The organism is Streptomyces sp. NPDC044106, from assembly GCF_056433985.1.
Genome location: NZ_JBWKFZ010000002.1, coordinates 545,305 through 571,069, shown reverse-complemented (window position 1 = coordinate 571,069; position 25,765 = coordinate 545,305). Strand labels below are relative to the sequence as shown.

Genomic DNA, 25,765 nt, shown 5'->3' with positions numbered 1-25,765 from the left:
CCTGCGCCTCGATCGGATCACCCAACGTCGTCCCCGTACCGTGACCCTCCACCACATCCACATCAGCAGCCACCAGCCCACCACTGGCCAACGCCTGTCGAATCACCCGCTCCTGCGACGGACCATTCGGCGCCGTCAAACCATTACTCGCACCGTCCTGATTCACCGCCGAACCCCGCACCACCGCCAGGACTTGGTGGCCGTTACGGCGCGCGTCCGAGAGTCGTTCGAGGAGGAGTACTCCGACTCCCTCGGAGAAGCCGACTCCGTCGGCGGCGGCCGCGTACGGCTTGCAGCGGCCGTCGGGTGACAGACCGCGCTGGCGCGAGAAGCCCGCGAACATGTCCGGGTCGGCCACGACGGAGACACCGCCCGCGAGGGCCAGGTCGCATTCGCCCTGGCGCAGTGCCTGTGCCGCGAGGTGGATGGAGACGAGGGACGAGGAGCACGCCGTGTCGACCGTCACCGCCGGGCCTTCCAAGCCGAAGGTGTAGGCGACCCGGCCGGACACCATGCTGCCGGTGCTCGCCAGGTAGGCGTAGCCCTCCAGTTGAGGGTCGGCCTCGGGGAAGGACTTGGCGTAGTCGTGGTTCATCAGACCGACGTATGTGCCGGTCAGGCTGCCCTTGAGCGTCGTCGGATCGATACCCGCACGCTCGAACACCTCCCACGACGCCTCCAGCAGCAAACGCTGCTGCGGATCCATCGCCAACGCCTCACGCCGATTGATCCCGAAGAACGCGGCGTCAAAATCCCCCGCGTCCGGCAGGAAACCGCCCTCGTCGGCGTAGCTGGTGCCGGGGTGGTCCGGGTCGGGGTGGAAGAGCCGTTCCAGGTCCCAGCCGCGGTCGGTGGGGAAGGCGCCCATCGCGTCCGTGCGGGCGTCGAGCAGGCTCCACAGGTCCTCGGCGGAGGTGACACCGCCGGGGAATCGGCAGGTCATGGCGACGATCGCGATCGGGTCGTCCGTGTCCGCCGTCGCCCGGCGTGAGCGTAGGACGACGGGGGCGGACGCCGATGCGGGTGCGGAGGCCGAGGCGCCTGCCAGGCGGTGCGCCAGGTGGGCGGCGAGGGCCTGGGGGGTGGGGTGGTCGAAGACGAGTGTGGCGGGGAGCCGTTCGCCGCAAGCGGCCGACAGCCGGTTGCGCAGTTCGACTGCCGTCAGCGAGTCGAAGCCCAGGTCCTTGAAGGCGACGTCGACCTTCACCTGGGCCGCCGACCCGTGGCCGAGCACGGCCGCGACGTACTCGCGTACGACATCGGTGAGGAGTTGCAGGCGGCCCTCCGCGTCGAGGCCCGCCAGGCGCCCCGCGAGGGCCCCGTCGGCGAGGCCCTCCGAGGCCACGCGCCGCCGGGTGCCGATGGCGGTGTCGGTGAGGGTGCGCAGGAGCGGGGAGAGGCCGTCGGTCACGGCGCGCGGGTCGAGGTCGGCCGCGACCACGTACGCGCGGTCGTGGGCCCGGGCGGCGTCGAACAACGCCAGGCCGCCTTCGTCGGTGAGCGCGGCAAAACCGGTGCGCTTCATGCGTGCCAGGTCCGTCCGGCTCAGCTCGCCCGTCATGCCGCTGGTCGCCTGCCACAGGCCCCAGGCGATGGAGAGGCCCGCGAGGCCCTGGGCCCTGCGGTGCTGGACGAGGGCGTCGCAGTACGCGTTGGCGGCGGCGTAGTTGGCCTGTCCGGGACTGCCGAGCGAGGCCGCCGCCGAGGAGAACACCACGAACAGGGCGAGGGGCGTCTCGCGTGTCGCCTCGTGCAGATGGCGCGCGGCGGTCGCCTTCGCTGCCCACACCCGCGCGAGGCTCTCGGGGGTCTGGGCAGTGACCACGGCGTCGTCCAGGACACCGGCGGCGTGGACCACCCCGGTCAGCGGATGCGCCGGGTCGACGGACGCGACCAGCTGGGCGACCGACTCCACGTCGCTGACGTCGGCCGTCGCGATGGTCACGGTGGCGCCCAACTCGGCCAGCTGCGACACGAGTTCCGCGCTCCCGGGTGCCGCGTCGCCCCGTCGGCTCGCGAGGAGCAGGTGGCGAGCCCCGCACTTGCGTACGAGGTGTTCGGCGACCAGTCGGCCCAGTACTCCGGTGCCGCCGGTGATGAGGATCGTCCCCCGCGGGTCGATGTCCGCCGACCCGCCGGACGTGCCGGAGCCGTTGGACGCGCCAGGCTCGGCGGCTGGTGTCATTCGGGGTTCGGCTCGGATGAGCCGCGGGACTCGTACCTCACCCTCGTGCACGGCGAGTTGGGGCTCGTCCAGGCGCGCCGCCATTATGGCCGCGGCGAGCGTGTCGTCCGGGCCCAGGTCGACCAGCGTGAAGCGGTCGGGGTGCTCGGACTGGGCACTGCGGACCAGGCCCCACGTTGCCGCGGCCGCCACGTCCACATCCACGTCCGCCCCACCATCGCCGTCCGTGCCGTCGCCCCCGCCGTCACCCTCGAAGGCCACCGCGCCCCGTGTCACCAGCACGAGGGGGGAGTCGGTGAGAGGTGCGGCGAGCCACGTCCGGACCAGGTCGAGGACTCGGGTGGCGAGGGCCAGGCCGTCGTCGCCGGAGTCGGGCGTGACGGGGGCGGCCACCAGCGACGGCACCGGAGCGCCGGCTTCGACGGACGCCAGCAGGGCGGGCAGGCTCGCGACGTCCTCGCCGAGGGTCACCCAGTCGGTGTTCTCGGGCGCGGTGTCAGGGGCGTTCTCGGGGGCGTTGCCAGTGACGCCCCCGGCTGCTGCCGCGACCGGCGTCCACTCCAGGTCGAACAGTCCGTGCCGGTCACGAGCCCCCGCCGCGGCGAGGCGGCCGGTGTCCGTGGGGCGGGAACGCAGATCCCGCACCGTGAGCACCGGTGCGCCCACGGCGTCGGCCACGGTGATCCGCAGGCCTTGGTCGATCCGGTCGCCGAGCAGGGTGAGCCGTACCCGGACCGTGGTGGCCCGCACAGCGTGCAGGGCCACGTCGTTCCAGGCGAACGGCAGCCAGACGTGTCCGGCTTCGGCGGCGGGGAGCAGCAGGGCCGCGGGCTGCAGAACCGCGTCGAAGAGGGCCGGGTGGATGCCGAAGCCGTCCGGTTCGCCGGCCTCCTTGGGCAGCGCCACCTCGGCCAGGACGTCGTTGCCGTGCCGCCACAGGGCGCGCACGCCCCGGAACGCGGGCCCGTAGCCGTATCCGGTCCGGTCGGCCCGCGCGTAGAGGTCGTCGAGGTCGGCCGGTTCGGCGCCGGCGGGGGGCCAGGGGCCGTCCAGGGCCTCGGCCGCGGCGTCCGCCGGCTCGGGGCCGAGCACGCCGGTGGCGTGGCAGGTCCAAGGGTGCGACGACGCGAAGGCGTCGTCGTCATCGGGGCGGGAGAACACGTGGACGTCGCGGCGGCCGTGGGCGTCGGCCGCTTCCACGACGACCTGGATCCGCAGGCCCCCGGAGTCGGGCAGGACGAGCGGCGTCTGCAGCGTCAGCTCCTCCAGGGCGGGGCAGCCCGCCTCGTCGGCAGCGCGCAGCACCCACTCCACCTGTGCGGCGCCGGGGACCAGTGCCTGGCCCACCACGGCGTGGTCGTCCAGCCAGGACGCCGACTGCCGGGAGAGACGGCCGCTCAGCAGGTGTACGTCACCGCCGGCGAGGCCGACGGAGGCACCGAGGAGCGGGTGTCCCGACGCGGCGAGGCCGAGCCCGGCGGGGTCGCCCGCCTTTCCGGCGGCGGGGGCGATCCAGAAGTCCTGACGCTGGAAGGCGTAGGTGGGCAGGTCGACGGTACGAGGAGCGGGGTCGGCCGGGAACCAGCGGCGCCAGTCGACGTCGGCGCCCGCCGTGAACGCCTGGGCGGCGGCGCGGGCGAGCTGGGTGGCGTCGCCGTGATCGCGCCGGAGCGTGGGGACAACGGTGGCGGAGACGTCCGCCCGTTCGATGAGCGCCTCCGTCGCCAGGTTGAGGACGGGGTGCGGGCTGACCTCGATGAACAGGCGGTACCCATCCGCAAGCAGCGCGTCGACCGTGTCGGCGAAACGTACCGTTCGACGCACGTTCCGCACCCAGTACGCGGAGTCCAGGGCGGTGGTGTCGGGGAGGTGTCCGCCGGTGACGGTGGAGTAGAAGGCGATGTCGGTGGGGGTGGGGTCGATGCCGGCGAGGCCCTCGGTGAGCTGGTCCATGATCGCGTCCAGCTGCGGTCCGTGCCCTGCGACGTCGGAGGCGACGGCGCGGGCGCGCAGGCCACGTTCCTTGGCGTCGGCGACGACGGCCTCGATACCCTCGGGCGGGCCCGAAATGACGGTGGACGAGGGGCCGTTGACGGCGGCGACGACGACGCCCGGGTGGCCGTCGATCAGTTCGGCGGCCTGCTCCTGGCTCATGCCGAGGGACGCCATGCCGCCGTGTCCGGACAGCTGTCGCAGCAGGATGCTGCGGACCGCGACGATACGCGCGGCCTCCTCCAGGGAGATCGCGCCGACGACGCATGCGGCGGCTATCTCGCCCTGTGAGTGGCCGACGACCGCGGCGGGCTCGATGCCCTGGTCGGCCCAGACGTCGGCGAGCGCGACCATGACGGCCCACAGCACCGGCTGGATGACGTCGATCCGGGACAGTTCCGTGCCGTCCGCGCGCAGCACGTCGGTCAGGGACCAGTCGACGTACGCGGAGAGTGCCTGCTCGCACTCGGCGATACGGGACGCGAACACGGGTGACTGGTCGAGTAGGTGGACTCCCATGCCCACCCACTGGCCGCCCTGTCCCGGGAACACGAGGACAGGTCCCGGGCCCTTCGCGCCCGCCGTGCCCGACACCACGTCCGGTGACACCTCGCCCGCCGCCAGCGACCGCAGGCCGGCGAGGAGTTCCGTGCGGTCCGCGCCGATGACGACGGCCCGGTTCTCGAACACCGATCGTGTGGTGGTGAGGGACCAGCCCACCTCGACGGGCGATGCCGATCGCAGGTCCGTCTCCACGTGCTCGGCCAGCCGGGCGGCCTGTGCCCGCAGCGCGTCCTCGCCGCGCGCAGAGACCACCCAGGGCACCACCGTGTCGGCCACCGGTCCAGCGGTCGTGGGCCGCTCGGTGGCCCCCTGGGGCGTCGTCCCCTGAGCCTCACCGGGCTCCGTAGGTTCCTTGAGCTCCGTGGGCGCCTCGGGCGCCTCCTCCAGGATAACGTGGGCGTTCGTCCCCGACATGCCGAAGGCGGACACGCCCGCGCGGCGCGGGCGTTCGCCGCGCGGCCACGGCACCGGTTCGCTCAGGAGCCTGACGGAGCCCGCGGACCAGTCGACGTGCGGGGTGGGCTCGTCGACGTACAACGTGGCGGGCAGCAGTTCGCGCCGCAGCGCCATCACCATCTTGATGACGCCCGCGACGCCCGCGGCGCCCTGCGGGTGACCGATGTTCGACTTGACCGAGCCGAGCCAGAGCGGCCGGTCCTCGTCCCGGTCACGGCCGTAGGTGGCGAGCAGGGCGCCGGCCTCGATGGGGTCGCCGAGCCTGGTGCCGGTGCCGTGCGCCTCGACCGCGTCGACCTCGGCGGCGCCCAGGCCCGCGTTGGCGAGGGCCGCCCGGATGACGCGTTCCTGCGAGGGGCCGTTGGGCGCGGTGAGACCGTTGCTCGCACCGTCCTGGTTGACGGCCGAGCCACGTATCACGGCCAGGACCTCGTGGCCGTTGCGGCGCGCGTCGGAGAGCCGCTCCAGCAGGAGCAGACCGGCGCCCTCGGAGAAGCCCGTACCGTCGGCCGAGGCCGCGAACGCCTTGGAACGGCCGTCGGGCGACAGCGCGCCCTGCCGCGAGAACTCGGTGAACGCGCCGGGCGTCGACATCACGGTCACGCCACCGGCCAGCGCCAACTCGCACTCGCCCATGCGCAGCGCCTGGGCCGCCAGGTGCATCGCGACCAGCGACGAGGAGCACGCCGTGTCGACACTCACCGACGGGCCCTCCAGGCCGAGGGTGAAGGAGATGCGGCCGGAGAGGACGCTGAGCGCGTTGCCGGTCAGCAGATGGCCCTCCACCGTCCTGTCGGGCTGCGCGCCGCCGAAGCCGAGCACTCCGGCCCCTACGTAGACGCCGGTGGCGGTGAGCTTCAGGTCCGCCGGGTCGATGCCGGCCCGTTCGAGGAGCTGCCAGGCGGTCTCCATCAGCACCCGCTGCTGCGGGTCCATGGCCAGCGCCTCGCGCGGGCTGATCCCGAAGAAGGAGGCGTCGAAGGCGGGGGCGTCGTGCAGGAACCCGCCGCGCCGCACGTAGCTGGTGCCGGGGTGGTCGGGGTCCGGGTGGTAGAGGCCCTCCAGGTCCCAGCCCCGGTTGGCGGGGAAGTCGCCGATGGCATCACCGCCCTCGGCCACCAGGTCCCACAGGGCCTCGGGCGTACGGGTGTCGCCGGGGAAGCGGCACGCCATGGAGACGATGGCGATCGGCTCCTGGGAACGCTCCTCCACCTCGCGTAGGCGCTGACGGGCCTGGCCCAGGTCCACGGTGACCCGCTTCAGGTACTGACGAAGCTTTTCTTCGTTACTCGCCATCGAACGTCACTTCTCCATCAGTGAAGGGCACCGGGGGTGGGGGAAGGTTGGGGGGCAGAGGGTCGCTGCTCTCGGTCGGTAGGGCGGTAGAGCGGTAGGGCGGTAGGGCGGTAGTTCAAGCGGCAGGTCGGCAGGTCATAGTTCGCGGTCGATGAACTCGAACATCTCGTCGTCGGAGACGTCGTCGAGTGCCTCCAGGCCCGCCACGCCCGCCGCTCCGGCCGCGGCACCGGCCCCCGCGCCGTTCACCTTCGCCAGCAAGGTGTTGAGGCGCCTGGTGACCCGGCCGCGCGCGTCGTCGTCGAGGGCCTGACCGAGGGCGTCCAGGGTGGACTCGATCCTGCCGAGTTCGTTGAGTACGGGGTCCGCGGCGTCCTTGAGGGGCGGCGGGGCGCCGTCGGGCGACAGGCGCTCAAGGAGGTGTTCGACGAGTGTGGCGGACTCCGGGTAGTCGAAGACGAGCGCCGCGGGCAGCTTGAGGCCGGTCGCCGCGGCCAGCCGGTTGCGCAGTTCCACGGCGGTCAGGGAGTCGAAGCCGAGCTCCTTGAACGAGGTGTCCGGGCGGACGGCGTCGTGGTCGGTGTGCCCGAGGACGCCTGCGACGTGTGTCCGGACGAGGTCGAGCAGCAGTCGGCGCCGTTCGGCGGGCGGCAGTCCGGCGAGCCGGGTGGCGAGACCGGCCGCCGCGGCGGCCGGAGCGCCCGCCGCCGCGGTCCGCCGGGCGCTCCGGCCGCCCGGAACCGTGGCGGCGATGGCGCGCAGGAGGACGGGCCGGGCATCGGTGGGCTGCGCGGCGACGGCTCGCGCGTCGAGGTCCAACACGACGACGTTCGGCCGGCCGTGGGCGCGGGCGGCGTCGAGCAGCGCCAGTGCGCGCTCGGTGGTCAGCGGGGTGAACCCGGTGCGTTTCATGCGTGCCAGGTCGGTCTCGCCCAGATGCCCGGTCATGCCGCTCGCGGTCCGCCACAGGCCCCAGCCGATGGAGAGGCCGGTCAGTCCCTCGGCCCGGCGGCGCTGGACGAGGGCCTCGGCGTAGGCGTTGGCGGCCGCGTAGTTGGCCTGGCCAGGGCTGCCGAGGGTCGCGGCTGCCGAGGAGAACACCACGAACAGGCCGAGCCGCATCCCGCGTGTCGCCTCGTGCAGATGGCGCGTCGCGGCCGCCTTCGCGGCCCACACCCGGGCGAGCCGGTCGGGGGTCTGCGCGGTGACGACCGCGTCGTCCAGGACGCCGGCGGCATGGATCACTCCGGTCAGCGGGTGCGCCGGGTCCGTCCTGCCGACGAGCTCCGCCACGACATCCGCGTCACTGACATCGGCCGCGACTACGCTCACCTCGGCGCCCAACCCCCTTAGCCGCACCGCCAGTTCAGAGCTTCCGGGCGCCTCGGGTCCACGCCTTCCGGCCAGCAGCAGATGCCGTACGCCCCACCGCGTGACCAGGTGCTCGGCCACGGCGGCAGCGAGGACACCGGTACCTCCGGTGATGAGCACCGTGCCGTCCGGGTCGAGAGCGGGCGGGATCTCCAGCACCAGCTTGCCGGTGTGCTTGGCCTGACTCATGAACCGGAAGGCGTCCCGCGCCCGCCCCAGCGGCCAGGACGTGACCGGCGGCGGGGCCAGAGCGCCGGAGGCGAACAGCTCTCCCAGCTCCGCCAGCATCACCCCGATCCGTTCGGGTCCGGCGTGCGGCACGAGGTCGAAGGCCCGGTACCAGGCGCCCGCGTGGTCGGCCGCGACCCGGTCGGGGTCCCGTTTGTCGGTCTTGCCCATGTCGACCATGCGTCCGCCCTCGGCGAGCAGGCGCAGCGAGGCGTCGGTGAACTCCCCCGCCAGGCTGTTGAGTACGACGTCCACGCCCCGCCCGCCCGTTGCCTCCCGCAGGACCTGCTCGAAGCCGAGATCGCGGGACGACGCGCGGTGGGCCGTGTCGATGCCCATGCCGTCGAGCACACCGTGCTTGCCGGGGCTCGCGGTGGCGTACACCTCGGCGCCCAGATGGCGGGCGATCTGGACGGCGGCCATGCCCACGCCGCCGGTACCGGCGTGGATGAGCAGCGACTCACCCGCTTGGAGGCGCCCGAGGTCGACCAGCCCGTACCAGGCCGTCAGGAACGCCACGGGCACCGCTGCCGCCTCCCGCAGACTCCAGCCCTCCGGCACCGGGACGACCATCCGGGCATCCGCGACCGCCAGCGGGGCGAACGCGCCCTCGAAGAGGCCCATCACACGGTCACCGACCGACAGATGGGTCACGCCGGGCCCGACCTCCGTCACATGGCCCGCGCCCTCGCTCCCGGCGAAGGTGCCCTTGTCGGGGTACATGCCCAACGCGATCAGCACGTCGCGGAAGTTCATGCCCGCCGCCCGTACGGCGATCCGCACCTGACCGGCCTCCAACGGTGCGAGCGCCTCCGGGGCGTCGATGACCGACAGGTTCTCCAGGGTGGCGGTGCCCGAGGTGCCGAGACGCCAGACGGAGGCGCCGGCCGGGGGGACCAGCTCTTCGGGCGCGCCCGCGGGCATCATCCTGGGGACGAGCACGGAGCCGCTGCGTAGGGCGAGTTGGGGCTCGTCGAGGTCTTCGACGGCTTGACGCAGCAGGGTTTGCGGCAGCTCGCCGCCGCCCAAGCCATCCAGGCCGTCCAGGCGGTCCAAGCCGCCCACCGCGGCACCGGGCTCGACGTCGAGCAGGGCCAACCTGCCCGGGTTCTCCGACTGCGCGGTGCGCACCAGGCCCCACACGGCCGCGGCGGAGGCATCCACGTCCGCATCGCCATGGGTGGCCACCGCGCCCCGCGTCACCACGAGGAGCCGCGAGTCCGCCAGCTCCGGCACGGCCAGGAACTCCTGCACCAGCGCGAGGACCCGCTCGACGACCGGCATGCCACCGTCACCGGCGGAGGCCTCGACGGGAGCGAGCACCGCCCAGGGCACGTCGCCGCCACCCGTCGGCACCACGTCGGCCGGACCGGCTCCGTTCGTCAGCCCGACCCAGCCGCCGCCGTCCGGCGCGGCGGCCCGCGGCGCGGGGAGCGGCGTCCACTCCACGGTGTAGAGCCCGTCGACACCGGTGTTGACGGCGGACGCCAGTTGCCGGGGGTCGGCCGCGCGCAGTGTCAGCGCGTCGGCCCTCAGAACGGGCGCGCCGGTACCGTCGGCGATCTCGACCCGCAGCTCCCGCTCGGCCGCATCCCCCTGCGGGCTGAGCCGGACACGGACGTGGGTCGCACCGTCCGCACTCAGGGACACCCCGCGCCACGCGAACGGCAGCCACATCTGTCCGTCGCCGGGCCGGTCGAGGAGCATGAGCGGGTGCAGGGCGGCGTCGAGCAGGGCGGGGTGAATCCCGAACCCGTCGCGTGTGCCCGCCTGTTCGGGCAGCTCAACCTCGGCGAGCAGATCAGAGCCGTGCCGCCACAGCGCCCGCAGCCCTTGGAACGCCGGTCCGTACGCGTATCCGGCCTCCGAGGCCCGCGCGTAGAAGTCCGCGACGTCCACCGCTTCGGCACCGGACGGCGGCCACTCGCCTGCCACCTGCGGCTCCGCAGGCACAGGTTCAGGGCTCACCGCGCCAACGGCATGGCACAGCCAAGCGGAGCCGCCATCCGCTCGGTCCAGTCGCGAGTACACGTGTACGTCACGTCGGCCGTCCTCGTCCGCCGCCCCCACGGTCACCTGGATCTGTAGCCCGCCGGAGTCGGGGAGTATCAGGGGCGCCTGGAGCAGCAGCTCGTCCAGGGTGGCGCAGCCCGCCTCGTCCGCCGCTCGCAGCGCCCACTCGACCATCGCCGCACCGGGCACGAGGGCCGTTCCGGCCACCACGTGTTCGGCCAGCCATGAGGGCGCCTTGGGCGTGAGCCGCCCGGTGAGCACGTACGAGTCGGACTCGGCGAGCTCCACGCAGGCGCCCAGCAACGGATGACCGACGGAGGACATCCCGAGGCCTGCGGCGTCACCCGTGCCTGCGGTGGGTTCCTCCAGCCAGTAGTGCTGGTGCTGGAAGGCGTAGGTGGGGAGGTCGACGGTACGGGGGGTGGGGTCGGCCGGGAACCAGCGCCGCCAGTCGATGTGGGCGCCTGCGGTGAAGGCGTGTGCGGCGGCGCGGGTGAGCTGGGTGGTGTCGCCGTGGTCGCGGCGAAGGGTGGGGACGACGGTGGCGGAGACATCCGCCTGCTCGATGGTCTCCTCCATACCGAGGTTGAGGACGGGGTGGGGGCTGGCCTCGATGAAGAGCCGGTAGCCGTCGGCCAACAGCGTCTCGATGGTGTCGGCGAAGCGGACGGGCCGGCGAAGGTTGGTGACCCAGTAGGCGGTGTCGAGGGCAGTGGTGTCGGCAAGCCGTTCCGCGGTCACCGTGGAGTAGAACGCCACGTCCGTACGGGAGGGCCGGATGTCGGCGAGACGCTCGGTGAGCAGGTCGTGGAGCTGGTCGATCTGAGGGCCGTGGGAGGCATACCCGACGTCGATGACCCGGGCGCGCAGGCCACGTGCCTCGGCATCCGCCACGACAGCGGCCACATGCTCGGGCGGGCCGGAAATCACCGTAGACGAGGGCCCATTGACGGCGGCGACGCACACGCCGGGCCGGTCGTCGCCGATCAACTCAGCCGCTTCCTCCGCACTCACCCCCAGCGAGGCCATGTCCCCGTGCCCCTGCAACTGCCTCAGCGCCTCACTGCGTACAGCAACGATCCGCGCCGCATCCTCCAACGACAGCGCACCGGCCACACATGCGGCGGCCATCTCGCCCTGCGAGTGACCGATCACAGCAGCGGGCTTGATGCCGCAGTCCGCCCACACGGCCGCCAGCGACACCATCACCGCCCACAACACCGGCTGCACCACCTCAACCCGGGACAGCTCACTCCCGTCCCCCCGCAGCACCTCCGTCAACGACCAGTCCACATACGCCGACAACGCCCGCTCACACTCAGCAATCCGACCCGCGAACACAGGCGACTCATCCAGCAGCCGAGCCCCCATCCCCACCCACTGCGACCCCTGCCCCGGAAACACCAACACCGGACCGGCACCGGAAGCCCCCCGCACAGCCCCTTCGACCACATGCGCCGACGGCTCACCCGCAGCCAGCGAACGCAACCCCGCCACAAGCTCCGCACGCTCCCGGCCCACCACCACAGCCCGGTTCTCGAACACCGACCGCGTCTTGACCAGCGACCAGCCGACTTCCGCCGACGCTGCCGCCGAGGTGCTCAGTGAATCCGCAGTCGCCAGGAACTCGCTCAGCCGACGCGCCTGTTCCCGCAATGCGGCCTCGCCACGTCCGGACACCACCCACGGCACCACAGCCCCGGGCGCCTCCTGCGACACCTCGGGAACCGTCTCCTCCGGCGCATCCTCCGGCGCTTCCTCCAGGATCAGATGCGCGTTCGTCCCCGAGATACCGAAGGACGACACCCCGGCGCGGCGCGCACGTTCGCCGCGCGACCACGGGACCGGTTCGGTCAGCAGGCGTACTCCGCCTCCTTGCCACTCCACGTGGGGGCTCGGCTCGTCGGCGTGCAGGGTGGTGGGCAATTGCTCGTGGCGCAGCGCCATCACCATCTTGATGACACCGGCGACGCCCGCCGCAGCCTGCGTATGGCCGATGTTCGACTTGATCGAACCGAGCCACAACGGCCGTTCCGCATCGCGCTCTTGGCCGTACGTCGCAAGGAGCGCCTGCGCCTCGATCGGGTCGCCCAGCGTCGTGCCGGTGCCGTGCGCCTCCACCGCGTCGATGTCTTCGGGGGCGTGGCCCGCGCCGGACAGGGCGGCGCGGATGACGCGTTCCTGGGAGGGGCCGTTCGGGGCCGTCATGCCGTTGCTGGCGCCGTCCTGGTTGACCGCCGAGCCGCGCAGCAGGGCCAAAACCTTGTGGCCGTTGTGGCGGGCGTCGGAGAGGCGTTCCAGGACGACGAGTCCGGCGCCCTCGCCCCAGCCCGTGCCGTCGGCCGCGGCGGCGAACGGCTTGCAGCGGCCGTCGGGGGCCAGGCCGCGCTGGCGCGAGAACTCGACGAAGGTGTTCGGGGTCGCCATGACGGTCGCGCCGCCGGCGAGCGCCAGGTCGCATTCTCCCTGCCGCAGCGACTGGGCCGCCAGGTGCATCGCGACCAGTGAGGAGGAGCAGGCGGTGTCCACCGTGATGGCGGGGCCTTCCAGGCCGAAGGTGTAGGCGATCCGGCCGGAGGCGACGCTCGGTGTGCTGCCGGTCATGATGCGGCCCTCGAAGCCGTCCGGTTTGCGGGCGAGGAAGCGGGAGCCGTAGTCGTCGTACATGATCCCGGTGATGACGCCGCAGGAGGTGCCCCGCAGGGCGGCCGGGTCGATGCCCGCGTGTTCGAAGGCCTGCCAGGCGGTTTCGAGCAGCAGTCGCTGCTGCGGGTCGGTGGCCGCTGCCTCGCGCGGGCTGATGCCGAAGAACCCTGCGTCGAACCGGGCGGCGTCGTAGAGGAAGCCGCCTTCGCGGGTGTAGCTGTGGCCGACCCGGTCGGGGTCGGGGTCGAACAGTGTGTCCGTGTCCCAGCCGCGGTCCTCGGGGAACGGGCCGACGGCGTCGGTGCCACTCGCCACGAGCTGCCACAGCTCTTCGGGGGAGGTCACGCCGCCCGGGTAGCGGCAGGCCATGCCGACGATGGCGATGGGGTCGTCGTCGGTGGCCGTGGTGCGTGCCGTCGGCGCGAGGGCGGCCGGGGCCGTGTGCCGGTCGCCGTCGGGCAGGAGGCTGCGCAGGTGGCGTACGAGGGCGTTGGGGCTGGGGTGGTCGAAGATGAGGGTGGCCGGGAGCCGGATGCCGGTGGCGGTGGAGAGGCGGTTGCGCAGTTCCAGGGCGGTGAGCGAGTCGAAGCCCAACTCCTGGAATGCGCGGCCCAGTTCGATGGCGTGCGGGGAAGGGTGGGCCAGGACGGTCGCGATGTGCTCGCGGATGAGTTCGCTGAGTGCGCGGTCGCGGTCGGCGTCGGTCAGGCGGGCGAGCCGGGCGCTCCATGAGGTGGGCGCGCTCTCTTCGGCGGTGGCGGCGGTGGCGGCGGTGGGGCGCGGGGCTCGTACCAGGCCGCGCAGGGCGGGCTGCAGGGTGCGGGCGGCGGCCTGGCCGCGCAGCACGGCCCGGTCGAAGCGGGTGGCGAGGACCGTGGGGTGCGGGGAGCGGAGAGCCGCGTCGAAGAGGGCGAAGGCCCGGCCGTCGTCGAGGCCGCGCACTCCGGTACGGAGGATGCGGGCGCGGTCGGCCTCGGCGAGCCGGGCGGCCATGCCTCCGGACGCCGACTCCCACAGGCCCCAGGCGACCGAGGTGGCGGCCAGGCCGCGGGCGCGCCGGTGCTCGGCGAGGGTGTTGAGGAAGGCGTTGGCGGCGGCGTAGTTGGCCTGGCCTGCGTTGCCGATGACGGAGGCGCCGGAGGAGAAGAGGACGAAGGCCGCGAGGTTCATGTCGCGGGTGAGTTCGTGCAGGTGCCAGGCCGCGTCGGCCTTCGGTGCGAGGACGGTGTCGAGCCGGTCGGGCGTCATCGCCGCGATGAGGCTGTCGTCGATGACTCCCGCGGCGTGGACGACGGCGGTGAGCGGATGCGCGGCGGGAATGTCGGAGAGGAGTCCGGTCAGCGCGTCGGGGTCGGTGATGTCGCAGGCCGCGGCGCGCACGTCGACGCCGTCACCGAGGTCGGCGAGCTCGGCGCGCAGCTCCGCGACGCCTTCGGCGGCTTCGCCCCGGCGGCCGGCGAGGAGCAGGTGGCGGGCGCCGTGTGCGGTGGCCAGGTGCCGGGCGACGGCCCGGCCGAGCCCGCCGGTGCCGCCGGTGATGAGGACGGTGCCCTCGGAGGCGATGGGCGGGGCAGAGGTGTCGGGGCGGGGCGGGGTGACGGCGAGGCGCGGCACGAGTGCGGTGCCCGCGCGGAGGGCGAGTTCCGGCTCGGCGTGGCTGACCGCGGCAGCCAGGGCGGACGGCAGCGCGCGGCGTGACGCGGCATCCTGGTCGATGTCCACCAGCAGGACGCGGTCCGGCTGCTCGGCCTGGGCGGCGCGGACCAGCCCCCAGAGGGGCGCGGTGGTCAGGTCGGCGGGGCCGTCGCCGGTGCGGGCGGTGACGGCACCGCTGGTGAGGATGACGAGCCGGGCGGCGGTGAGGCTGTCCGCGGCGAGCCAGTCGCGCAGCAGCTCCAGGGCGCGCAGGGCGTGGGCCCGTAGCTGGGTGGGGACGCCTGCCACGCCCCCCTCACGGGTGGGGGTGGCCGTCGTGCCGTCGACCTCTGCGGGGAAGGGAGCGAAGACGAGATCCGGCTCGGGTTCGCCGTTCGCGACGGCGGCCGTCAGGGCGGACAGGTCCGGGTGGTGGGCGGCGGGGCCGATTCCCGTGTCGTCGGAGCCGAGTACGGCCCAGGTTCTGCCGGTGAACGCCTCGTCCGCCAGCGGGAGTTGCTGCCAGTCCAGGTGGTACAGGGGTGAGGTCGTGGTGGGGCGGGCGGCGCGCCAGCGGTCGGCGGGGATCAGGCGCAGCCGCAGGGCGTCGATGGTGGCGACCGGGGCGCCCTCGGGGTCCGTCAGCGTCAGCCGCAGCTGGTCGTCGCCGCGGGGGCTGAGGCGGGCCAGCAGGCGGGTGGCGCCGGTGGCGTGCTGGCGTATGTCGCTGAAGGAGAACGGCAGCCGGACCGGGGCCTCCGCCTCCCCCTCACCGTCGTGGTAGAGCTCGTCGACGGCGTGCAGGGCGGCGTCGAGCAGGGCGGGGTGCAGGCCGAACGCGTCGGCTTCGGCGCGCTGTTCGTCAGCGAGGCGGACGTCGGCGTACAGGTCGTCGCCGTGCCGCCAGGCGGCGTGGACGGCGCGGAAGGCGGGCCCGTAGTGGTAGCCCTGCGCGTCGAGGCGGTCGTACAGCGCGTCGACGTCCAGAGCGGTGGCTTCGGCGGGCGGCCAGGGCGCGGCATCGGGCGCGGACGGTTCGGTGGCCGGGCCCGCTGCGAGGACGCCGGTGGCGTGGCGGCGCCAGCTGTGGTGTCCCGCGCTGTCGCCGCCGTCGTCGGCATCGGTATCGGCCCCGGCTCCGCTTCCACTTCCCCTGTCGGTGCCGGTGTTGTCGTCGGCTGGGCGGGTGTGGACGGTGAGGGTACGGCGACCGGACGCGTCCGGGGCGGTGAGGGCGACCTGTATGTGAACGGCGCCGGAAGCGGTACCGACACCGGGAGCGGTACCGATATCAGGACCAGTACCGATACCAGTACCGGCGCCCGCCTCGTCGAGCAGCAGCGGGCTTTCCAGGGTCAGATCGTCGACGGTGTCGCAGTCGGCGTACCGCCCCGCGAGCAGGGCGAGTTCGACGAAGGCGGTGGCGGGCAGCGGTACGCCGCCCGCGATGGTGTGGTCGGCGAGCCACGGGTGCGTACGCAGGGACAGGCGTCCCGCGAGCAGGAGGCCGCCGTCTGCCTGCCGGATGACGGCGGGCAGGAGCGGGTGGCCGGTTTCGTGGAGGTCGGCGGCGCGGGCGGGTGCGGCGACGTCGGGAGTCGTACGCCAGTAGCGCCGACGCTGGAAGCGGTAGGTGGGGAGCGGCAGTTGCGCGGCCCCGGCCGGGACGAGGGAGGTGAAGTCGGCGGTGTGGCCGTCGGTGTGCAGCGCGGCGACGGCGCTCAGGAGCGTGCGTGTCTCGTCGTGTCCGGCGCGCAGGACGGCGGTCACGACTGGCGCGGCCTCCTCGGCGGCGTCGGTGCCGGTGCCCGTGTCGGTGTCGTCCGCCGGAACCGCCCGGCCCGGGAGGCAGTCCTGGACCATGGTGGCGAGGACGGGGTCGGGCCCCAACTCCACGTACCGCACGACGTTCTGGCCGTCGAGCGTGACCAGCCCGTCGAAGAAGCGCACGGGGCGGCGGACGTGCCGCACCCAGTACTCGGGGTCGGTCAGGAGTTCCGCGTCGGCGAGTCGGCCGGTGAGGTTGGAGACGACGGGCAGCGTCGGTGGGTGGAGAGTCAGCGTGCGGACCACGCGCCGGAAGTCGTCGAGCATCGGCTCGATGAGCGGCGAGTGGAAGGCGTGGCTGACGTTGAGGCGCTTGGTCTTCACTCCGCCGGTCTTCCGTTCACCGTCCTTTGGTCCCCGCCCCCGCAGGGCCCGTTCGAGCTCCGTGACGGCGGTGGCCTCGCCCGAGACGACGACGGCGGTGGGGCCGTTGACTGCGGCGAGGGAGAGACGCTCCTCCTTCCCTTCGAGCAGCGGGAGCACGTCGTCCTCGGCCGCCTGGACGGCGAGCATGGCGCCGCCGGGGGGCAGGGCCTGCATGAGGCGACCGCGCGCCGCGACCAGTTTGCAGGCGTCCGGCAGGGAGAACACTCCGGCCACGTGTGCGGCGGCGATCTCGCCCACGGAGTGCCCGGTCAGCTGAGTGGGCTTGATACCGAAGGAGGTGACCAGGCGGTACAGGGCGACTTCGAGGGCGAACAGGGCGGCTTGGGTCACCCCGGTCCCGTGCAGCGCCGCCGCCTGCGCGGTGTCGGCTGCGGCGAACAGGACGGGCTTCAGCGGCTGGTCGAGCAGCGGGTCCAGGTGGGCGCAGATCTCGTCCAAGGCATCGGCGAAGACGTCGAAGTCCGCGTACAACTGAGCGCCCATGCCGGTGCGTTGGCTGCCCTGACCGGTGAACAGGAAGGCGGTGCCGCCGGGCCTCGCCGGGCCCGCGGCGCGGGTGAGGGCGGGGTGGGAGCGGCCCGCGGCGAGGGCTGCCAGCGCTGCGGCACACGCGTCGTGGTCGTCGCCGAGCACCACGGCGCGGTGCTCGAACAGGGTGCGGCGCAGCAGTGTCGCGCCGATGTCGGGCGCGGGGCTTTCGGGCCGGGCGGTGAGGTACCCGGCCAGCGCGTCGGCCTGGGCGCGCAGTGCGGCGGGGGTGCGGGCGGAGAGCAGCCAGGGCAGCGGCCGCCGTTCGGCGGTCTGCGGGAGTTCCGCAGTCTGCGGGCGTTCGACGGTCTGCGGGAGTTCGGCGTTCAGCAGCCGGGTGACGGGCCGTGGCGCGGCGCCTTCATCGGGGGCGCTCTCGGCGGCTGTCGGTTCGGCGCCGGTCGGAGGTGCCTCTTCGAGGATGAGGTGGGCGTTGGTGCCGGAGATGCCGAAGGAGGAGATGCCCGCCCTGCGGACCCGGCCGTCCCCCTGCGGCCAGTCGACCGGTTCGGTGAGCAGGCGTACCGCGCCCGACTCCCAGTCGGCGTGCGGGGTGGGCTCGTCGGCGTACAACGTCGCGGGCAGCGTCTGGTGCCGCAGTGCCTGGACCATCTTGATCAGGCCCGCGGCGCCCGCCGCGCCCTGGGTGTGGCCGATGTTGGACTTGACCGAGCCGAGCCACAGCGGCCGGCTCCCGTGCCGTTCCTGCCCGTACGTGGCGAGGAGCGCGTCGGCCTCGATGGGGTCGCCGAGCCGGGTGCCGGTGCCGTGCGCCTCGACCGCGTCGACCTCCGCGGGCGAGAGCCGCGCCCCGGCGAGGGCGGCGCGGATGACCCGCTGCTGGGCGGGGCCGTTGGGGGCGGTCAGGCCGTTGCTGGCGCCGTCCTGGTTGACGGCGGAGCCGCGGATGACGGCGAGCACCCGGTGGCCCGCGCGGCGGGCGTCGCAGAGGCGTTCCAGTACGAGGAGTCCGGCGCCCTCGGAGAAGGCGGTGCCGTCGGCGGCGGCCGCGAAGGGCTTGCAGCGGCCGTCGGCGGCCAGGCCCCGCTGGCGGGAGAACTCGGTGAACACGTACGGGTTGGTCATGACCGTGACGCCTCCCGCGAGCGCCAGGTCGCACTCCCGGCGGCGCAGCGCGTGGGCGGCCAGGTGCACGGCGACCAGCGACGACGAGCAGGCGGTGTCAATGGTCACCGCCGGGCCTTCAAGGCCGAAGGTGTAGGCGAGTCGGCCCGAGAGGACGCTGGGGGCGCTGCCGGTGACGAGGTGGCCCTCGGCCGCCGGGTCGATGTGCGGGGTGCCGAAGCCGGGCAGCGCGGCCCCCGCGTACACGCCGGTGCGGCTCCCCCGCAGGGACCGCGGGTCGATGCCCGCACGCTCCAGGGCCTCCCAGGCGCACTCCAGGAGCAGCCGCTGCTGCGGGTCGAGTACGGCGGCCTCGCGCGGGCTGATGCCGAAGAACTCCGGGTCGAAGAGGTCGGCGTCGTGGAGGAACCCGCCCTCGCGGGCGTAGCTCGTCCCCGGGTGGTCGGGGTCGGGGTGGAAGAGCCGCTCCAGGTCCCAGCCCCGGTTGTCGGGGAAGGGGCCCAGCGCGTGGCCGCCCGCGGAGACCAGGTCCCACAGGTCCTCGGGGGTGCGGATGCCGCCGGGGTAGCGGCAGGCCGTCTCCACGACGGCCACCGGTTCCTGGTCGCGCTCCTCGGCCTCGCGCAGCCGCTGTCGGGTGGCGTGCAGGTCCGCGGAGACACGCTTGAGGTAGTCGACCAGCTTCTCTTCGCTCACCATGTGCGCTTTAGCTCCCCGCCCGTGATCGCGGGGTGCGCCGCCGCCATGCGGCTCACACCCCGAGTTCGTTGTCGATGAAGTCCAGTACCTGCTCGGCGGTGGCCGTCTCCAGCTGGTCCGCCGCGTCGTCACCGCCCGCGCCGGTCGCCGTAGCTGATGTGGCCGATGCAGCTGATGCGCCTGATGCACCTGATGCGGTTGCCGTCGCCGTCGTCGCTGTCGCCGTCGCCGTCGCCGCTGTGAAGTGCGCGAGCAGCGCCTCCAGGCGGGCTGCGACCGCCGCCTGGTCCAGGCCCTGCGCGAGGGCGGCCGACAGGGTGTGCTCGACCCGTGCCACCTCTTGCAGGACCTGGGCGGTGGCGTCACCGGCCTGGGCCCGCGCCCCGTCGGGGGTGAGGCGTTCAGCGAGGTGGGCGGCGAGCAGGTGGGCTTGCGGGTAGTCGAAGACCAGGGCCGCGGGCAGCTTCAGGCCGGTCGCGGCGGCGAGCCGGTTGCGGAGTTCGACGGCGGTCAGGGAGTCGAGACCGAGCTCCTTGAACGGCGTGTCCACCTGCACCGACTCGGGATCGGCGTGACCGAGCACTCCTGCCGCGTGGGTGCGCACCAGGCCGGTGAGGAGTTCCCGTCGCCCGTCCGGGGTGAGGGCGGCGAGCCTGCTCCCCCAGTCCTCCGCCCCGGCGGCCGCGGTCGCCGCCGCGGTGGGGCGGGCGGCAGCCGGTGTCCCCGTGGCCGCGAGGGCGCGGAGCACGGCGGGAACGGCGTCGGGAGTCGCGCCGGAGCCGGCCGGTACGCGGGTGTCCAGGTCCATGGCGAGGAGGTCGGGGCGCCCGTGGGCGCGCGCGGCGGCCAGCAGGGCGCAGCCGCGGGCGGCGCTGGTCGGCTTGATGCCGTACCGGTCGATGCGGGCCCGGTCGGCGGCGGACAGTGTCCCGGTCAGGCCACTGGTGGTCTCCCACAGCCCCCACGCCACGGACAGTCCAGGGCGCCCCTGCGCCCGGCGGTGTACCGCCAATGCGTCGCAGTAGGCGTTGGCAGCCGCGTAGTTGGCCTGCCCAGGGGTGCCCAAGGTGGAGGCGAAGGAGGAGAACATCACGAAGAGCCCGAGCCTCATATCCCTTGTCGCCTCGTGCAGTTGCTGTGCGGCGGCGGCCTTGGCCGCCCACACGCGGGCAAGGCTTTCGGGGCTCTGCGATCCGATCAGGGCGTTGTCGAGTACGCCCGCGGCGTGTACGACACCGGTCAGCGGATGCGCCGGATCGATTCCCGCGATCAGCGACGCGACCGTGCCGGGCTCGCTCAAGTCGGCCGCGACGAAGGTGGCCTCGGCGCCCAACTCGGCGAGTCGCTTCCCCAGTTCGTTCGCTCCATCGGCGGCGGGTCCACGGCGGCCGGCGATCAGCAGGTGCTTGCTCTCGCCGGTACGCGCCAGGTGTTCGGCCACGGTGGCGCCGATGGTCCCGGTGCCGCCGGTGATGAGGACGGTGCCCTCGGGGTCGAGCCGCGCGGGTACGTCGAGGACCAGCTTGCCGGTGTGCTTGGCCTGGCTCATGAACCGGAACGCCTCCCTCGCCCGCCCCAGGGGCCACCCGGTGACCGGCAGCGGCTCCAGCGCACCGGAGGCGAAGAGTTCACCGAGCCGGTCGAGCATCTGCCCGAGCCGCTCGGGCCCGGCGTCGGCGACCAGGTCGAAGGCCCTGTAGGCCACCCCGGGGTGTACCGACCCGATGAATTCGGGCTCACGGAGATCGCTCTTGCCCATCTCCACGAACCGGCCGCCGTCGCCGAGCAACCGCAGGGAAGCATCGATGAACTCGCCGGTGAGGCTGTTGAGTACGACATCCACGCCACGCCCGCCCGTGGCCCGCCGGACGGCGTCCTCGAAGGCGAGATCCCGCGAGGAGGCCCGATGTTCGGCGTCGATGCCCATCGCTTCGAGCGCGGCGTGCTTGCCGGGACTGGCGGTGGCGAAGACTTCCGCGCCCAGGTGACGGGCGATCCGCACCGCCGCCATCCCCACACCGCCCGTACCGGCATGGATCAGCACACGCTCCCCCGGCCGCAAGCCCGCAAGCTCCACGAGGCCGTACCAGGCCGTCAGGAACGCGGCGGGGGCAGCGGCAGCCCGACGCACGTCCCAGCCGGCCGGGACAGGGGCAAGCATGCGCGCGTCGGCGACGGCCCACGGGCCGAAAGCGCCGTCCAGCATGCCCATCACACGGTCGCCGACCGACAGACGCGTCACGCCGGGCCCGACCTCCGTCACGACACCGGACGCCTCGGTGCCGGGCAGCGCGCCCTGGTCCGGGTACATGCCCAGCGCGATCAGTACGTCACGGAAGTTGATCCCTGCCGCGTGCACAGCGATCCGCACCTGCCCCTGCTCCAACGGGCGCAGCACCTCGTCACAGGCCTCCGCCACGACCGCGTCCAGCGTCCCGGACACTCCGGCGACCAGGCGCCAGGCCCTCGCTCCGGGCAGCGGCGCCAGCTCGGCGGGGCTGTCGGCGCGGGCCCAGCGGGGTACGAGTACGCGGGGGCCGCGCAGAGCCAGTTGGGGTTCACGGGTGTTGATGGCGTGTTGGACCGCCGCCAGGAGGGAGGGGTGGGGGCCGTCGGGCGCACCCGGAGCGTCGAGTGGCCCTGCGGTGTCGAGTGGTCCGGCAGTAGCGAACGGTCCGGCGGTGTCGAGCAGTATGAGCCGGTCCGGGTGCTCCGACTGCGCGCTGCGCACCAGGCCCCATACGGCCGCACCCGCCGGGGCCACGGAGCCGATGGGATCCGCCTCCACCGAGTCCATGGGTTCCACCGAGCCACCCATGGGGTCCTCCGCATGCACGGAACCGGACGCGTCCACCGCGCCCCGCGTCACGAAGACCAGGTGCGCCTGATCCAGACTCGGCGTGGCCAGGAACTCCTGGACGACACTCAGCACCCGCCCCACCACGTCGAGCCCGTCCTCACCGGCGGTGTCCACGGGAGCGAGGACCAGGGATGGCGAGGGGGCGGAGTCGGGGAGAGCGCCGAGAGTACGCACGTCCCGGCAACGGTCCAGGCCACTCAACGCCCGGCCGGTACCGTCCAGTTCGCGGAGCACAACATACCCGGACATGTCCCGCGCACCGTCATCCTCAGCGGCCGGTACGGGAAGCGGCGTCCACCGCAGTTCGTAGAGCCCGTCCGTGCCGGGCCCCGCCGTGGCCCGCACCTGCTGGGCGCTGGTGGAGCGCAGCCGCAGCTCCGCCACGTCCAGCACGGGGCCACCGGCGGGATCGGTCACCGTCAGCGACACCGTCTCCTCGCCGCCGCCGCGCAGCCCGGCGAGCCGCACCCGCACAGTGGTGGCCTCGGTGGCCCACAGTGACACACCGCTCCACGTGAACGGCAGCAGTACGTCGGCTCCGGCATCCCCGCCCTGCCCGCGCCGCGCGAGCAGCGGATGCAGGGCGGCGTCCAGCAACGCAGGGTGGACACCGAAACCGGCTGCCGACCCGGCCTGCTCAGGCAACTCCACTTCCGCCACCAGGTCCTGGCCGTGCCGCCACAGCGTCCGCAGCCCACGGAAAGCCGGGCCGTACTCGTACCCGGCCGCGGCGACCCCCTCGTAGAAGCCGCTCACGTCCACCGGCTCGGCGCCCGCCGGGGGCCACTGCCCGGCCTGCCCGGCCTGCCGGAAGGGCCGCTCCGCCGCCTCGCGCCCGAGCTCCCCGACGGCGTGGCACACCCACGCGGCCGAGGCGTCTCGCTCAAGGCGCGAGTACACGCTTACGTCACGTCGGCCGTGCTCGTCGGCCACCCCCACGGCCACCTGCACCTGGAGGCCGCCGGTCTCGGGCAGTACCAGCGGCGCCCGCAGCGTCAGCTCCTCCAACGTGGCACAGCCCGCTTCATCAGCGGCCCACAGCACCCACTCCACCAACGCCGCGCCCGGCACCAGTGCCGTCCCGGCCACCACGTGCCCGCCGAGCCAGCCACCGCGCTCCGCGGAGACCCGGCCGTTGAGCACCACTCCCCCATCGGCGAGAGCGACCGAGGTGCGCAACTGCGCGTGACCGGAACCGCTCCGGTCCCGTCCGGCGTTACGCGTCGCGGCGTCGGCCAGCCAGTAGCGCCGACGTTGGAATGCGTAGGTGGGGAGGTCGACGGTACGGGGGGTGGGGTCGGCCGGGAACCAGCGCCGCCAGTCGATGTCGGCGCCGGCGGTGAAGGCGTGTGCGGCGGCGCGGGTGAGCTGGGTGGTGTCGCCGTGGTCGCGGCGGAGGGTGGGGACGACGGTGGCGGAGACGTCCGCCTTCTCGATGGTCTCCTCCATGCCGAGGTTGAGGACGGGGTGGGGGCTGGCTTCGATGAAGAGCCGGTAGCCGTCGGCCAACAGCGTCTCGATGGTGTCGGCGAAGCGGACAGGCCGGCGGAGGTTGGTGACCCAGTAGTTCGTGTCGAGGGCAGTGGTATCGGCAAGCCGTTCCGCCGTCACCGTGGAGTAGAACGCCACGTCCGTACGGGAGGGCCGGATGTCGGAGAGACGCTCGGTGAGCAGGTCGTGGAGCTGGTCGATCTGGGGACCGTGGGAGGCATACCCGACGTCGATGACCCGGGCGCGCAGACCACGTGCCTCGGCATCCGCCACGACAGCGGCCACATGCCCGGGCGGGCCCGAAATGACGGTGGACGAGGGACCGTTGACGGCGGCGACGCACACGCCGGGCCGGTCGTCGCCGATCAGCTCAGCCGCTTCCTCCGCGCTCACCCCCAGCGAGGCCATGTCCCCGTGCCCCTGCAACTGCCTCAGCGCCTCACTGCGGACGGCGACGATCCGCGCCGCATCCTCCAACGACAGCGCCCCGGCCACACACGCAGCCGCCATCTCCCCCTGCGAATGCCCCACCACAGCAGCCGGTACGACCCCACAATCGGCCCACACCGCGGCCAGCGACACCATCACCGCCCACAACACCGGCTGAACGACCTCAACGCGGGACAGCTCACTGCCGTCCCCGCGCAGCACCTCCGTCAGCGACCAGTCCACATACGCGGACAGCGCCCGCTCACACTCCGCGATTCGAGCCGCGAACACCGGGGAATCGTCCAGCAGTTGAGCCCCCATCCCCACCCACTGCGACCCCTGCCCCGGAAACACCAACACCGGACCCGGACCCACATCCCCCACAGCCCCCGACACCACATCCTGCGACGCCTCACCCGCCGCCAGCGCCCCAAGACCCGCCGTCAACGCCTCCCGACCCCGGCCCACCACCACAGCCCGGTGCTCGAACACCGACCGCGTCGTGGCCAGGGACCACCCGACCTCCACAGGCAGCGCTTCCGGGTCGCCCGCGACGAACTCGCCAAGCCGCCGTGCCTGTTCACGCAGCGCGTCCGAGCCGCCCCGCCCGGAGACCACCCACGGCACCACCGCGCCCGGCGCGTGCTCAGGGGCCTCAGGAGCCCGCCGCTGCGGTTCTTCGGGTGTCTCCTCGGGTGCCTGCTCAAGGATCAGGTGGGCGTTCGTGCCCGAGATGCCGAACGCGGACACCCCGGCGCGCCGGGGGCGGCCGGTGTCGGGCCACGTGGTGGGTTCGGTGACGACCTCGACGGCTCCCGCGTCCCAGCCGACGTGCGGGCTCAGTTCCTCCACGTGGAGGGTGGCGGGCACCAGGCCGTTGCGGATGGCCATGACGGTCTTGATGACACCGGCGACACCGGCGGTGGCGTGCGTGTGGCCGATGTTGGACTTGAGGGAGCCGAGCAGGAGGGGACGGTCACGGTGTCGGCCGTAGGTTGCGAGCAGGGCGCCGGCCTCGATGGGGTCGCCCAGCTTGGTGCCGGTGCCGTGCGCCTCGACGGCATCCACTTCGGCGGGGGCGAGGCGGGCATGGTCGAGGGCGGCGCGGATCACCTGTTCCTGGGCGGCGTCGTTGGGTGCCGTCAGGCCGTTGCTCGCGCCGTCCTGGTTGACGGCCGAACCCCGGACGACGGCCAGAACGTTGTGGCCGTTGCGGCGGGCGTCGGAGAGGCGTTCCAGGAGGATGAGGCCGATGCCCTCGGAGAATCCGGTGCCGTCGGCCGCCGCGGCGAACGGCTTGCAGCGGCCGTCGGGCGCCAGACCGCGCTGACGGCAGAACTCGGTGAACATCAGAGGGCTCGACAGCACGAGCACACCGCCCGCGAGGGCCAGGTCGCACTCGCGCTGGCGCAGTGCCTGGCTCGCCAGGTGGATCGCGACGAGGGAGGCGGAGCAGGCCGTGTCGACGGTGACCGCGGGGCCTTCCAGGCCGTAGTTGTAGGCCACTCGCCCCGAGATCACGCTGGTGAGGCTGCCGGTGGTGGCATGCCCTTCGAACCCCTCCGGAATGCGCGGGAGTTGGGACATGTAGTCCTCGCTGGACACTCCGGCGTAGACGCCGGTGCGGCTGCCCTTGAGGGAGACGGGGTCGATGCCGGAGCGCTCGAAGAGTTCCCAGGACGTCTCCAGCATCAGCCTCTGCTGCGGGTCCATGGCCAGCGCCTCGCGCGGGCTGATGCCGAAGAAGTCGGCGTCGAAGGAGCACGCGTCGTCCACGAAACCGCCGTGGCGCACATAGCTGGTGCCGTAGTGGGCCGGGTCCGGGTGGTACAGGGCCTCCAGGTCCCAGCCCCGGTCGGTGGGGAAGTCCTCGATGGCGTCCTTGCCTGCGGCCACCAGGTCCCAGAGGTCCTCCGGCGAGGCCACTCCGCCCGGGAACCGGCAGGCCATGCCGACCACGGCCACCGGCTCCTGTCGGCGGTCCTCCTCCTGTGCGAGGCGGCGGCGGGTGTCGTGCAGCTCGGTGGTCACCCTGCGCAGATACTCGACCAGTTGCTCTTCAGTCGCCATGT

Annotated in this window: 3 protein-coding genes; all 3 read right to left on the bottom strand. The window is 73.3% G+C overall.

Annotated elements, in window-relative coordinates; genetic code table 11:
- Nucleotides 1-6,460: type I polyketide synthase (locus AC07DI_RS05195; RefSeq protein WP_478902303.1), on the bottom strand; the 6,460-nt coding region annotated here is incomplete at its 3' end.
- Nucleotides 6,461-6,628: 168 nt separating this feature from the next.
- The gene (locus AC07DI_RS05190) at nt 6,629-18,913 is read right to left on the bottom strand and encodes an SDR family NAD(P)-dependent oxidoreductase (protein WP_478902262.1); all 12,285 of its coding nucleotides are present in this window, start codon (nt 18,911-18,913) and stop codon (nt 6,629-6,631) included.
- 52 nt (nt 18,914-18,965) lie between these two features.
- Nucleotides 18,966-25,763, bottom strand: coding sequence for an SDR family NAD(P)-dependent oxidoreductase (locus AC07DI_RS05185; protein ID WP_478902260.1), 6,798 nt, complete (start codon nt 25,761-25,763; stop codon nt 18,966-18,968).
- Nucleotides 25,764-25,765: the final 2 nt, after the last annotated feature.